14 protein-coding genes, 1 tRNA gene and 1 pseudogene are annotated in these 12,872 nt (G+C 69.9%); 15 read left to right on the top strand and 1 reads right to left on the bottom strand.

Annotated features, from left to right (window positions below):
- Positions 1-136 precede the first annotated feature (136 nt).
- The 9 genes from ACI3KS_RS19030 (at position 137) to ACI3KS_RS18990 (ending at position 9,242) form a co-directional block, all read left to right on the top strand.
- Entirely contained in the window at positions 137-1,597 is a 1,461-nt protein-coding gene (locus ACI3KS_RS19030; RefSeq protein ID WP_404920111.1) for an SCO6880 family protein, read from the top strand.
- Positions 1,598-1,640: 43 nt separating this feature from the next.
- On the top strand, positions 1,641-2,813 hold the full coding sequence (locus ACI3KS_RS19025) for a hypothetical protein (RefSeq protein WP_404920110.1): 1,173 nt from the start codon (positions 1,641-1,643) through the stop codon (positions 2,811-2,813).
- A complete protein-coding gene (locus ACI3KS_RS19020; RefSeq protein ID WP_404920109.1) occupies positions 2,810-4,357 on the top strand; it encodes an ATP-binding protein in 1,548 nt (515 codons plus the stop codon). The genes ACI3KS_RS19025 and ACI3KS_RS19020 overlap by 4 nt, the downstream gene beginning before the upstream one ends.
- Positions 4,357-4,908, top strand: coding sequence for a hypothetical protein (locus tag ACI3KS_RS19015; protein WP_404920108.1), 552 nt, complete (start codon positions 4,357-4,359; stop codon positions 4,906-4,908). The genes ACI3KS_RS19020 and ACI3KS_RS19015 overlap by 1 nt, the downstream gene beginning before the upstream one ends.
- Entirely contained in the window at positions 4,905-6,680 is a 1,776-nt protein-coding gene (locus tag ACI3KS_RS19010) for a type IV secretory system conjugative DNA transfer family protein (RefSeq protein ID WP_404920107.1), read from the top strand. The genes ACI3KS_RS19015 and ACI3KS_RS19010 overlap by 4 nt, the downstream gene beginning before the upstream one ends.
- 71 nt (positions 6,681-6,751) lie before the next feature.
- Positions 6,752-7,228, top strand: a complete 477-nt coding sequence (locus ACI3KS_RS19005) for a single-stranded DNA-binding protein (RefSeq protein ID WP_404920106.1) — start codon at positions 6,752-6,754, stop codon at positions 7,226-7,228.
- 14 nt (positions 7,229-7,242) lie between these two features.
- On the top strand, positions 7,243-7,863 hold the full coding sequence (locus tag ACI3KS_RS19000; protein WP_404920105.1) for a hypothetical protein: 621 nt from the start codon (positions 7,243-7,245) through the stop codon (positions 7,861-7,863).
- Positions 7,763-8,059 (top strand): helix-turn-helix domain-containing protein, encoded by a 297-nt coding sequence (locus tag ACI3KS_RS18995; protein WP_404920104.1) that lies wholly within the window; start codon positions 7,763-7,765, stop codon positions 8,057-8,059. Before ACI3KS_RS19000 ends, ACI3KS_RS18995 begins: the two co-directional genes overlap by 101 nt.
- A complete protein-coding gene (locus ACI3KS_RS18990) occupies positions 8,052-9,242 on the top strand; it encodes a tyrosine-type recombinase/integrase (RefSeq protein ID WP_404920103.1) in 1,191 nt (396 codons plus the stop codon). The genes ACI3KS_RS18995 and ACI3KS_RS18990 overlap by 8 nt, the downstream gene beginning before the upstream one ends.
- A 234-nt stretch (positions 9,243-9,476) precedes the next feature.
- On the opposite strand, the gene ACI3KS_RS18985 is transcribed toward ACI3KS_RS18990, so the two are convergent.
- Positions 9,477-9,550, bottom strand: a tRNA-Pro gene (locus tag ACI3KS_RS18985).
- A gap of 191 nt (positions 9,551-9,741) precedes the next feature.
- Here ACI3KS_RS18985 and ACI3KS_RS18980 point away from each other — a divergent pair.
- The 6 genes and pseudogenes from ACI3KS_RS18980 to ACI3KS_RS18955 all read left to right on the top strand — a co-directional run.
- Complete coding sequence (locus tag ACI3KS_RS18980; protein ID WP_404920102.1) at positions 9,742-10,023, top strand: hypothetical protein; 282 nt, start codon at positions 9,742-9,744, stop codon at positions 10,021-10,023.
- Positions 10,020-10,325 carry a GNAT family N-acetyltransferase gene (locus tag ACI3KS_RS18975; protein ID WP_404920101.1) on the top strand — a complete coding sequence of 102 codons (306 nt, stop codon included), beginning with the start codon at positions 10,020-10,022 and terminating at the stop codon, positions 10,323-10,325. Before ACI3KS_RS18980 ends, ACI3KS_RS18975 begins: the two co-directional genes overlap by 4 nt.
- Positions 10,326-10,341: 16 nt before the next feature.
- Positions 10,342-10,797: a hypothetical protein gene (locus ACI3KS_RS18970; protein ID WP_404920100.1), complete on the top strand. Its 456-nt coding sequence runs from the start codon at positions 10,342-10,344 to the stop codon at positions 10,795-10,797.
- Positions 10,797-11,471, top strand: a complete 675-nt coding sequence (locus ACI3KS_RS18965) for a lysoplasmalogenase family protein (RefSeq protein ID WP_404920098.1) — start codon at positions 10,797-10,799, stop codon at positions 11,469-11,471. The genes ACI3KS_RS18970 and ACI3KS_RS18965 overlap by 1 nt, the downstream gene beginning before the upstream one ends.
- Positions 11,472-11,480: 9 nt before the next feature.
- On the top strand, positions 11,481-11,855 hold the full coding sequence (locus ACI3KS_RS18960; protein ID WP_404920097.1) for an RNA-binding S4 domain-containing protein: 375 nt from the start codon (positions 11,481-11,483) through the stop codon (positions 11,853-11,855).
- Positions 11,856-11,922: 67 nt separating this feature from the next.
- Positions 11,923-12,597: pseudogene (locus tag ACI3KS_RS18955) on the top strand (DUF222 domain-containing protein); the annotation flags it as partial.
- Positions 12,598-12,872 lie beyond the last annotated feature (275 nt).

Here is a 12,872-nt window from a genome sequence, read left to right as displayed (position 1 = left end):
GGTCCCGCCCGCCACCGCGAACCCCGCCCCGACCGCTCCGCCGTCCGTCCCGTCGTCGGGGCCGGCGCCGCGCCGTACACAGCCGGCCCCGCCGCCGTCGACCAAGCCTGCGAACCCCGGGAAGGAGTGACCCCTGATGGCCATCACGACGCATACCGATTACCCGCTCGCTCCGGTGCAGTTCTCCCGGCTCACCCGCCGCGGCATCTTGCTGGGCCTGTCATTGCCGCAACTGATCGTCCTCGGCATCGCAGTCCTCACCGTCGTCGCCTCCCTCTACACGGCAGGAGGCATGGGTCTGGCCTGGACCTCCCCGGTCTGGGCGGGCGCTGCCCTGCTCGCGGTGATCCCCGCCGGCGGTCGGAAGCTGATCGAGTGGGTGCCGATCATTGCCCGCTGGGCGGCGCGGACCTATCTCGGGCAGCTCATCCACCGCCGTCGGGTCATCGCCCCGCGCCCGGCCGGAACCCTGGCCCTGCCAGGGGATGCCGCGGCCCTGCGGGAGTGGGAGGACCCGGAGACCGGGGCGGGCATGATCCACGACCCCCACGCGCAGACGTTGACGGTGATCCTCGGCGTCTCCCATCCGGCGTTCGTGCTCCTGGACCCCGGCGAGCAGCAGCGCCGTGTGTCCGGGTGGGGGCGCGTGCTGGCCGCCGCGTGCCGCTCCGGGCGGATCGCGCGGATTCAGGTGTCCGAACGGACCCTGCCCGACTCCGGGACCGGGCTGGCGGAGTGGTGGCGCACGCACGGCGCCGACGATGGCTCGTGGGCGGCGACCACCTACAGAGAGCTCATCGACCGTGCCGGCCCTGCGGGGGAACGTCATGCCACCACCATCAGCCTCGCCCTGGACATGAAAGCGGCCGCCCGGCAGATCAGGACCGCCGGCGGCGGGATACGGGGAGCCGCGGCGGTGCTGCGACAGGAGATGACCACCCTGACCACGGCGCTGCGGGCCGCGGAGCTCACGAGCACGGGGTGGCTCACGCCGGGTGAGGTCGCCGTCATCCTCCGCTCCGCCTACGACCCGGCTGCCGCGCCCGCGTTGGAACGCCACGGCGACCTGGGCCGTGACCTCGCCACCGCCGGCCCGGTCGCGGTGACAGAGACGTGGGAACGGTTGCGGTCGGATTCCGCGCATCATGCGGTGCTGTGGATCACCGAATGGCCCCGCTCCCAGGTGTATCCCGGCTTCCTGGCCCCGCTCGTGCTCACCGGCGGCATCCTTCGCACACTCTCCCTGCACTACACGCCCGTGCGCGCCGATCAGGCCGCCCGGGACCTGCGGAAGAAGAAGACCGAACTCATCAGCGATGCCGCCCAGCGACGCAAGATCGGGCAGATCGAAGACGCGGGCGCATCCGCCGAGTTGGACGACGTGCTCCAGCAGGAAGCCGACCTGACCGCCGGGCACGGCGTCCTGCGCGTCACCGGCCTCATCAGCATCTCCGCACCCACCGTCGATGAGCTCGACGCCGCGGTCGCCGCGGTCGAGCAGTCCGCCATCCAAGCGTCCTGCGAGACCCGCGGCCTGGTCGGCCAGCAAGCCCAGGCGTTCACCGCCGCCGCGCTGCCGCTGTGCCGAAACGTCTGACCACCCTCACCATCCGACAGCACTTGCGAGGAGTTTTCCGATCATGCCGACCTTCACCCATCCCGTAGACGACGCCGCCGAAGCATCCCAGGCGTTGCGGGGACTCGCCCACGCGACCCGCACGTTCACCGACCCGGCCGACACCTACCCGGTGCTCGGTGATCTGCTGGCGGGAGTGCGGTCGCTGCGACAGGTGCTCGACCAGCTTGCCGCCGCCCATATCGGCGGTCGGTCCCGCGCGCACGACGACGCCGGGAACCAGACCGCTGGGGCGACCGCGGCGCTGGCGGCGGCCGACGAGCTGCATCAGGCCGGCACGCTGCTGGATGCGGTGCATGACCGGGTGGACGAGGCAATGTCGCAGTCCGGGCGGATCGCCTGGCACCCCGCGCCCGAACCGCTCGACACCTCCGGTGTCGTGCGGGCGACGGTGCAGGCCGGGGAGCTGACGTTGACGGTATGGCCGGATGCCCCCTTGGGTGAGCACCAGCGGTACGCGTACCGCATCGAGCACCCCGCCACCGGGCAGAGCATCGAAGGACGGGACCTGTTCACCGGGACCGGAGCCCCGGTGTCCCCGGCGCGGGCGCTGCGGGAGCTCGCGGTGTTCCTGTCCGCCGCCGGCGAGTCCCGCCAGTACGCGCTCGATCACCCCGGCGACCACACCGACCACGACGGGGCGTTCCCCGAATGGGTGGCCGACGCCGCCCACCGGAGCCCGGACAGTCTGGCCGAGCTGATCGACCACGACCCCGACCTGCCCGACACAGCGGGCCGCCGGTGGGTGAGTGTCGTGTTCCTCCAAGGGGAGGACGCGGATCGGGTGCTCGACATCATCGACCGTGACGGCACGGGCGCCGCGATCGACCACCTCACCGGCCACGACTTCGGGGAGGAGACGACCCAGGCTGCGCTCGAGAACGGGTACGTCTACGACACGCCCCCTGTCGGGACCCTGGACCGCACTGCGACCCGCGGCGCCTACGCCCTCACCTACAGTCCTTTCCTCGGCCACGTCTCCCTGCTGCGTGCCTATGACCCCGCACCCGACCCGGAACTGCGCACCGCCCACATGCCGACCTTCGCCTCGGCCTCGGCGTCGGCTGCGGGGGCGGCGGAGCATGCGCAGGCGCGGGGACGGCGATCGGAGGGGAAGGACTGGTTCGCTCGCCGGCCGGGAGCGTCCGTGTCGCAGGGGCGGGGGCTGGCGCTGTGAGCGGGCAGGAGGAGGGCCGGCTGCATACGGCGGTGCTGGTCGGCCCGGAGGGCGAGCGCCGCCGGCACCGCAAGGCCCGCCGGCAGGCCGCGACCCGGATCGAGAGCACCGCCCGCGAGAGGCGGAACGCGCAGGCGAAAGCCCGCTGGCAGGCCGAGCAGGCCGAGAAACGCGCCACCACCTACCTGCCCGCCGCCGGCGAGGCGGGACCGGCGGCGCTGCGGACGCCGGGCCGGTTTCGGCTCCCGAAGCACCAGGACACGTCCGCGACCCTCGCCGGGCAGTACCCGTTCCTCGCCGAAGGTGGCCTCGGCAGCCAAGGGGTGTTCGTCGGCCAGGATCTCTACTCCGGCGGGTCGTTCGTGTACGACCCGTGGGTGCTCTACCAGCGCGGACTCATCACTGCCCCCAACCTCGTCCTGGCCGGGATCGTCGGCTCGGGTAAGTCGTCGCTGGCGAAGTCCCTCTACACCCGTTCCCTCCCGTTCGGGCGCCGCGTGTATGTCCCCGGTGACCCGAAAGGTGAGCACACCGCCGTCGCCGAAGCGGTCGGCGGGCGCGCGATCGTCCTCGGCCACGGCCTGTCGAACCGCCTCAACCCGCTCGATGAGGGCCACCGGCCTTCTGCCGTGTCGGATGCGGAGTGGGCGATGCAGGTCGCTTCCCGCCGCCGCGACCTGATCGGCGCTCTCGCGGAGACCGTGCTGGACCGGCCGCTGTCGCCGTTGGAGCACACCGCGATCGACCTCGCCCTGAGGGACGCCGTGAGGTCGGCGGAGGTGCCGATCCTGCCGATGGTTGTCGACCGCATTCTGGCCCCCAACACCGCAGACGACGAAGACGGGCGCCTCGCCGAGGACGGACGCGTCGTCGGACATGCTCTGCGCCGCCTCGTCGCCGGAGACCTCCAAGGACTGTTCGACGGCCCCTCGACGGTCCGGTTCGACCCATCCCTGCCGATGGTGTCCCTGGACCTGTCGAGGGTGGCGGAGAACGCCACGCTCATCTCCGTTCTGATGACGTGTTCCTCGGCGTGGATGGAATCGGCGCTGTCGGACCCGGACGGCGGGCAACGGTGGGTGATCTACGACGAAGCCTGGCGACTCATGCAATACCCCGCCCTGCTGCGCCGCATGGACGCCCAGTGGCGGCTCGCGAGGCATTTCGGGATCGCGAACATGCTGATCTTCCACAAGCTCACCGACCTCGACAACGTCGGCGACCAAGGTTCCGCCATGCGCGCCCTCGCCTCGTCGCTGTTGGCGAACGCGGAGACCAGGATCATCTACCGGCAAGAGCCCGACCAGCTCGGCGCGACCGGCCACGCGCTCGGGCTCACCGGCACCGAGCAGAAGCTGCTCCCCGGGCTCGGCACCGGGCAGGGTCTGTGGCGGATCAAGGACCGCTCCTTCGTCGTCCAGCACCAGCTCCACCCCGCCGAGCTCGCCGCGTTCGACACCACCGGACGCATGACCCAGAAAAGCCGCGAGTTCAGGAACCTCGACGGTTCTTCGGGAATCTCGAACGATCGGCAGGAATCCTGATGGCCCGCCCCCGCTACAAGCGCACCACCCCTGACATCGCCCGTGAGAGCGAGACACCACCGGTCCCGGTCGTGCTGCCGCAGGTGGTCATCACCGTCGCTGCCTCCGGGACGCTGACGGTCACCGTGGACGGGGAGGCGGTGGAGCCGGAGCCGTTCGCGCCGGCGTGGCGGCGGGAGGATTTCGCCCGCGTGCTCGACCAGCTCACCGAGACGCATCGTTCGGCGGTGCGGGTCGAGGTCCGTGAGGCGGACGGGACCGTGTTCACCGACATCATCACCCCCGGCACACGCCGCCTCCGTCCCGCACCAGAACCCGCCCCGGATCGCCCCGCACGTCAGGTGATGCCGGAGCTGGTCGTGCTGCACGGGGAGGGGTTCGTGCCTGGTGAGGATGTCGCCGTGGCGGTGGTGATCGCGCACGGGGATGCCGCCCCGGACGGCACCATGCGCGCCCTGCTCACCGCCGAGCAGGTTGGCGCGAGTCCGACTCGCGAGGTGATCCTGCTCGGCCGCGTCTCCGGCACTCTCACCATCGGGCATCCCGGATGAGTACCCCCAGGCCTTCCGGGTCGCTCGGGGACGAGCTCAGCAACCTCGGCATCGGCGTCCTCATCTCAGCCGCGATCCTCGCCGGTATCCTCCGCGGCGCCGGGTCCGTCGCCGCATGGGTCACCGGCACCGCCCAACCCGCCGGCGGTGTCGAGGCCGGCCTGGGCGTGCTGCTGAACCCCGGCGACCCGGCCACCGCACTCGACGCCCCAGGGCTCAGCGGGATCGCGTATTGGATCACCGCGAGCGTCCTCATCCTCGCCGCCGGTGCGGCCGGGTGGTGGGCGTGGCGGCTGCTGCGCGATCACGGCCGGCAGGTGAAGACCGACCCGTACCGGATCGCCGGGATCGCCACCCGTACCGAGGTCGCACGCGCCGCGTCCGAGAAAGCGTTGCTGCGCCGTGCCGGGCACCTGCGCCCCTCCCTGGACACCCCGCAACCCGCAGACGTCGGCTACCGGATCGGCACGTCCCGCGGGCATGGGGTATGGGCATCGGTGGAGGACTCGATCCTCCTGCTCGGCCCGCCCCGATCCGGCAAAGGCGCCCATATCGTCATCAACGCCATCCTCGACGCGCCCGGTGCTGTCGTCACCACCAGCACCCGCCCGGACAACCTCACCGCGACCCTCCGCGCCCGCCAACGCACGGGCGGGCCGGTGGCGGTGTTCGACCCGCAGCACCTCGCCGAAGGCGTCCCCGCCGGGCTGCGCTGGTCGCCCATCCGCGGATGCGAGGACCCGCTGACGGCGATGATCCGCGCCACCGGGCTCGCCGCAGGCACCGGCCTATCCGCTGGTGGTGTCGAAGGCGGCGGATTCTGGGAAGGCAAGACCCGCACCGCCCTCCAAGCCCTCCTGCACGCTGCCGCCCTCGACCATTGCCCGCCGGGGGAGCTGTTCCGGTGGACGCTGGACCCGTCCGCTGCCGCGGACGCGGTGGCGATCCTGACCGCGAACCCGAATGCCGCGGTCGGGTGGGCGGAGGGCTTGCAGGCGATGATCGACTCCGACCCCCGCACTCGCGACTCCATCTGGCAAGGCGTCTCCCTCGCCCTCGCTGCCCTCGCAGACCCCCGCGTCCTCGACGCCGTATCGCCACGGGAGGGTGAGGACTTCGACCCCGAAGCGTTCCTCCGCGCCAAAGGCACCCTCTACCTCCTCGCGACCGGCGCGGGAGCGAACAACTCCGCCGCGCTTGTCGCGGCATTCGTGGAGGACGTCGCGGAAGCGGCCCGGCGGATCGCCGCGACCAGCCCCGGCGCGCGCCTGGACCCGCCGCTGCTGCTCGCGCTGGATGAAGTCGGCAACCTCGCCCCGCTCCCGTCGCTGCCGACATTGATGGCCGACGGCGGCGGCACCGGGATCACCACCATGCCCGTCCTCCAAAGCCTGGCGCAGGCTCGGGAGAAGTTGTCCGAGAACGCCGCCGGCGCCATCTGGGACGCCAGCATTGTGAAGATCATCCTCGGCGGGGCATCGAACTCGAAAGACCTCCACGACCTCACCACGCTCATCGGGGAACGCGACGAGGTGACCGACTCCACCACGATCGGCGACCACGGGTCCCGTACCGCGCAACGCTCCATCCGGCGGGTGCCGATCATGCCACCCGATGCGATCCGCACCCTCCCGTTCGGCACCGCCCTCGTCCTGCTCCGCTCCGCCCCACCCATCGTCACCAGGCTCCGCGCCTGGACCCAGCTGCCCGACGCGGCCAGGCTGCGCGCGGACCGGACAGAGGTCGAGGCGCTGCTGCAACAGCGACCGTAGGGACGGGTGCGCGCACCTGCCTGGCAAGGAGACCCCGCCGTGGGGTCGTCGAGTCAAGGAGGGCAGTCGTCATGACGATCCGCACGCAGGAATCGTTCTCGGGGTTCATCGCCTCAGACCCACAGCTCAGCCGCACGAACAAGGGTGAGGCGAGGTTCTACGCCCGGGTCGGGCAAGAGCACTACCGGCGGGAGCCGGATGGGTCGTTCACCGAGCTGGAGACCACGTTCCACGACCTCGTGGCCTACCGGGCCACCGCCGAGCGTGCGCACGACCGGTTCGCGAAGGGCGACAGCTTCGTCGCCGAGGGCTACACGCACCCGTTCGAGTACGAGCGCGACGGGCAGACCGTTCAGGGTGAGGAGTTCGTCGCCAAGAAGATCGGCCACGACACCGCCCGCACCAGCTACGACGTCGACCGCAGTCCCCGCGCCAGCCGTGCCGCCGCGGAGCAGGAGGCTCCGGCTCCGGCCGCGTCTCGGGCAACCGCGAGCTATGAGGAGCCGCGCCGGCCGTCCCCGTCCACAGCGCCGGCACTCGGACTGTGACCGAGGAGACCATGATGGCCGAAGTCGATGACGTCCCGGAGGCGGACGAGCCCGAGCCCGCCCCGCTGCACGATGACGCCGATGAGGAGGTCACGGATGCGGAGGAAGAACTGCTCGCGGAGCCGCCGCATCCAGTGAATTGGAACCTCCTCACCGCCGATGAAGCCGCCGGCGAGTGGGTCGAACTCGACAAGTGGGTGACCTGGCTGCGCCACGCCTATGGGCTCCCCGCGAGCGTGATCCCGCCGTTCTGGCACCGCCATCCCGAGCTGCTGTGGGAGCTCAGCGCCCTACATCTGCACTGGCTGTGCGCCTACGACCCCGAGGAGAACGGGTCGGCACCCAACGGATGGCACCGGGACTTCGCCGATGCCCGCCAACGCCTGCGCGACTGGGTCGCCGCCTGCGGCACCCGCCTGGACCGCGACCGACCCACCCGGCAGACCGCGTGGCCGGGCGAGACTCCCACGGAGACGATCGAAGACACCGTGATCCCGGACCGGGCGGCGGACTTCCGCGCGTTCGTGAAGGCCGATGTCGCCCGCCGGCAGGCCGCTGAGGATGCCTTCTACGCCGGCCTCGGCGCCGACCCTACGACCGGCGAGGTGCATGGCGATGACGAGCCCTCCCAGTGATCGCGGCATAGGCGCGTTCGAGCCACTGTGGTGCCCCAAGGAGGCATCCGAGTTTCTGACCGTCTCCCAAGCCACACTGTCTCGGTGGCGGCGGGAGAAGGTCGGTCCGCCGTTTGTGCAGGTCGGCGGCGTCTACAGGTACAACCCCGTCACCGTCCGTGCCTGGGTACGCGAGCAGGAGACCGCTCATGGCTGACCCCCGCAACCGCCGAATGCCGCCGGTCGGCGTAGGTCTCACCACCGATGTCGAACGCCGCACCGAGGGATTCCGCGCCCGAGTGCGGTGGACCGACCCATCCACGAAGAAGCGCGTCGGCCGGGTCAGCCACGTCCGCACGATGGAGGAGGTCGAGGAGTTCTTCGACCAGATGCGCAAGGCCACCGAGACCGGCACCGACTCCACCGTCACCCTCACCGCCTACGCCGCATCAATCGGCGACCGCTGGCAGCGCGGTCTGGACCCCACTTCCACCGCCGAGCTCTACGAGACCGGGCTCCGGCTGCGGGTGCTGCCCGCGCTTGGACATGTGCGGGTGGCGAAGATCACTGCGGGGATGATCGACCGCACCATCGACGGCTGGGAGGCCGAGCACTCCGCGTCCACGATCAAGAACTCCATCGCCCCGCTGGTGCGCGTCCTGGACGAAGCCGTCCGCGACGACATCATCTCGATCAACCCCGCCAAGCACCGCGCGCGCCGCAACCTCGGCAAGCACGTCACCCACACCACCGGGGCACTGCGCCAATACGCACTCCCGGACCTCGCCACGCTGCGCAAGCTCGCCGACGCCTGCGGGCAGGTGCACCAGTCATATTCCGATCACGTCATGCTCGCAGCCCTCCTCGCCCCCCGCGGCTCCGAGGTCGCCGGCCTCCGGGCGGGAGACGTGGACTGGGACAACCAGATCGTGTGGATCAGACGACAGCACTACCCCGGCCGAGGCGGCCTCGTCATCAAGCAGACCAAAGGCCGCCGAGACCGCCCAGTGCCTATGCTCGACGCCCTCGAACCCGTCCTGGAACGTCTCACCGCCGACAAACAGCCCGGCGACCCGCTCCTGCGCGGACCTCGCGGCGGTGTTCTGACCACCGCGACCGTGCGTGACGCAACCCATTGGGACGACCTCGTGAAGCGCCTCGGGTTCGGCAATCTCACCCGCCACGGGCTGCGGCACACCGGGGCGACTTGGATGGCCGACGCCGGCATCGCCCTGCACGTGCTCCAGGAGATCCTCGGGCACCAGTCGATCGAGACCACCAAGGGCTACCTCCACCCCGACCACCGGCACCTCGCCGAAGCCGCCAGGCAGGCCAACCAGTTCCTCTCCGTAGCCCCCGCAAGGAAGGACGCCAGCCGCCGCGACGGACCCCGTCTATGAGCACCAGAATCCACGCTCCGACCCTCCAAACAAGGGGGCCGGAGCAGCCGCCTGCCCGCAGATTGGTGCACCTCGCGGGCACCTTTTGGTCCACTCCGGCAACGTCGGCGTCAAACGCGAGTGGTCCACTTCACCGGCGGGCAGATCAGCCGTATTGGCCGAGTGGACCAGGCAGTGACCACGCCCAGAAACGACGAAGCCCTGGTGAAAGTTGCCTCTCACCAGGGCTTTTTGTCGGGATGACAGGATTTGAACCTGCGACCCCTTGACCCCCAGTCAAGTGCGCTACCAAGCTGCGCCACATCCCGTTGTTTAGTTTTCGTGCTGCTCCGCCGCTCTAACTCACCTGACCCCCAGTCAAGTGCGCTACCAAGCTGCGCCACAGCCCGTTGCGATCTGCACTCTCGCGCAGGCAACTCCCCTATCTTAGCCTGATCCCGAGCCCGTCCGCGAACCGAGACGCGTTGCGAGTGTCGGAGGCCCGGCGTAGCGTGCCCGCATGCCGACGATCACGACCGAACCCGCCACGATCCGGCGCTGGGACGATGTGCAGCACGCCCTCACAGGTGGCGGCGACGGCGCGAGCTGCCAGTGCATATGGCCCGTGCTCCGCAACAAGGACTGGAACGCCACGACGCGAGAGCAGCGCATGGAGATGCTCCGCGCTGAGCTCGACGCCGGCCCACCGCCGGGCCTCATCGCCTACGTCGACGGAGCACCCGCCGGCTGGATACGCATCGGCCCCGCACCGCGCAGGTCCGCATTCCGCACACCCGGATGATCGCGAAGTCCTCAGCGGAACCCCTCGACGATCCCACCGTCTGGGCGGTCACCTGCTTCGTCGTGCGTCGCGAACACCGCGGCCTGGGTCTCAACAAGACACTTCTCGACGCAGCGATCGACGTCGCCCGCGACTCCGGCGCCCGACTCATCGAGGGCTACCCGATCGACAACGGCGGCACCTCGGTCCGCAGCAACGACCTCTACCACGGCGCCCTCAGCACGTTCCTCCGCGCCGGATTCGTCGAGGCCGCGACGATGAAGCCGGGACGCGCACTCGTCACCCTGGACCTCACGACCTGACCGCTAGCGTGGACACATGAGCGAACAGCATCCGGTCGTCGACGACCCCACCCTCGGCCGTCTCGCCCGCGCGACCACCGACCTCGAGGACGGCATCATCCTCACACACGACTGGTACGCCGGAACGATCGAGACGGATGCCGGCGACCTCGAGCTCATGATCGAAGGAACCGCGCCGTCGCAGATCACCCCTCTCCTCCCCCGCGTCCGCGATGTCGTCGCGCGGATCGACGCGCTGCAGCGAGTCGCCTCGGATGCCGTCGTCACGGCCTTCAGCACCGGCGAACCTGAACCGCACGAACTCGACGAGGCCGCAGAAGATCTCACCCTCGAGACGATCGAGGCAGCCGCCGACGGGACGATCGTGCTGCATCTCCTCGACACCTGCGGCTCGCACTTCCCCGAGGGCTACTGGCCAGCCGTGCACCTCGGCGAAGGTGACACGATCGAGCAGGTCACCGTCGAATCCTGATGCCTCGCCGACGACTGCTTCTCGCGTTCGCGCCCTATGTCGCCGTCTCGGCGGTACACGTGGCGCTGTTGGCGATCCACAACGACCTCGCCGGTCCCACGAAGCTCCTGCTGATGCCGTCGCTCGCGATCCCTGTGATCCTCAGAATCCGACACATCACCGATCGGGCATCAGTAGCTCTGCTTCTCGCAGCTCTGCTGTTCTCCTGGCTCGGAGACTCCGCCGGGACCCTCTTCCCCGACGCACCCGAGCTGCCGCTCATGCTCGGCTTCTTCGGCATCGCGCACATCATCTACATCGCGCTCTTCATCCGCCATCTGGCGCGGCGACGACTTCCCTGGTGGACGCTGATCTACGGGCTGTGGTGGATCGGGATGCTGTCGTTCCTCGGCCCGCATGTCGGCGGCCTGTTGCTCGCGGTCGCGGCATACGGGTTGGTTCTCGCAGGGACGGCCGCGTCCGCAGCACGCACCGTGCCGCTCGTGGCGGTCGGCGGCGCCTTCTTCCTGACCAGCGACACGATCCTCGCGATCAGGCTGTTCCTCCCCAATGCGCTCCCGGATTGGAGCAGCCCGGCCGTCATGCTGACCTACACGCTGGGCCAGGGCCTCATCGTCGCGGGCGCGCTTGTCGCGCTCTCCCCGAGCAGTGTGGGCCACCGGCTCGCGTCGTAAGGTGATCTGATGGACTCCGCCCGCATCGACAGCTGGCTCTGGGCCGTTCGCGCCTACAAGACCCGCTCCGCCGCGACCACTGCATGCCGCGCCGGGCATATCCGGGTCAATGGCGAGAAGGCGAAGGCAGCCCAAGCGATCCGCGTCGGCGACGAGGTGCGCATTCGCGTCTCGGGATTCGACCGGATCCTCATCGTCCGACAGCTCCTGGTGAAGCGCGTCGGCGCCCCTCTGGCGGCGGCCGCCTACGAGGATCGCACACCGGCAAGAGAACCGCAGGCGGCGCTCGGCCTGCGCGATCGCGGAGCCGGGAGACCGACGAAGAGGGAACGTCGCGAGATCGATCGGCTCCGTGGCCGGGACGAGTTCCCGACGGATTGGTAGTGATATATTCGAGACTTTCAGGACCTAGCCCCTTCCATATTTCGTATTTTTGTTCTATGCTCGGTTCATGGAAACGGCGGCTGATCTGGATCTCGAGTTCCGGGAGCGTGAGCGGGTTCTCGCGTCCTGGGTCGAGGTGCGGGAGCGGATCGCGGCGTTGGAGGCGGTTGCGGCGGGTCTGTTGATGGAGCAGGTCGATCTGCATGATCGTGATGTGGTCGAGTTCCCGCGGCATCGGGAGGCGATCTACCGGTCGATGGTCGCGGAGTTCTCCGCCGCAGGGCACGTGTCCAAGGGGTCGATGGAGTACGCGTTCACGGATGCCCGTCGGGTGCGGGACTGGCTTCCCGCCGTGCGCACCGCCGCGCGGGCCGGGAAGCTGTCGGCCGCGCATGTGCGGGAGATCGCACGGGCCTCGGAAGTGATCGCCGAAGCGATCAGCGCAGGGACAGCGGATGCGGCACTGATGGGGCTGTTCGAGGCCGCAGTGCTCCCCGTCGCAGAGACCGACACCGCCGCGCGGACGCGGGTGCATGCGCGGGAGGTCGCGTCCTCCCTCGTCGGGGAGACCGTCACCGACCGGCACAAGCGTGCCGCGCGGGAGAGGTCCGTGACGGTGCGGTCCCTCGACGATGGGCTGGCGATCCTGACGGCGGTGTTGCCGGAGTGGATCGCGGTCGCGATCCAGGACCGGATCACGCGCATGTCGCAGCAGGTGATCGCCGACCGTGACACCCGCGAACCCGCCCTCGACACCACGGAACCCGACACGGATGGGTCGTTGAGTGCGGATGATCTCGACCCGTGGGACCCGCGCCTGGACGAGCGGGATCGTGTCGATGAGGAGGCGGTGATCTTCAGCGCCGACGGGGCCACCTTCACCCGCGACCCCGGAGCTTGTCAAGTTGTGTGTGTAAGGAGTCGGGGTCTCACGGTTAGAGGTAGGGCTCGATGCGCTCGGGATAGACGAGGGCGAGTTGTTCGAGGGCTTTCATCCAGTTCGTGACGACTTGTCCT

This window comes from Microbacterium sp. ZW T5_45, from assembly GCF_044987415.1.
Classification (GTDB): domain Bacteria; phylum Actinomycetota; class Actinomycetes; order Actinomycetales; family Microbacteriaceae; genus Microbacterium.
Note: the sequence above shows the minus strand (reverse complement) of the source record. Positions and strands in the feature narration are given on the sequence as shown.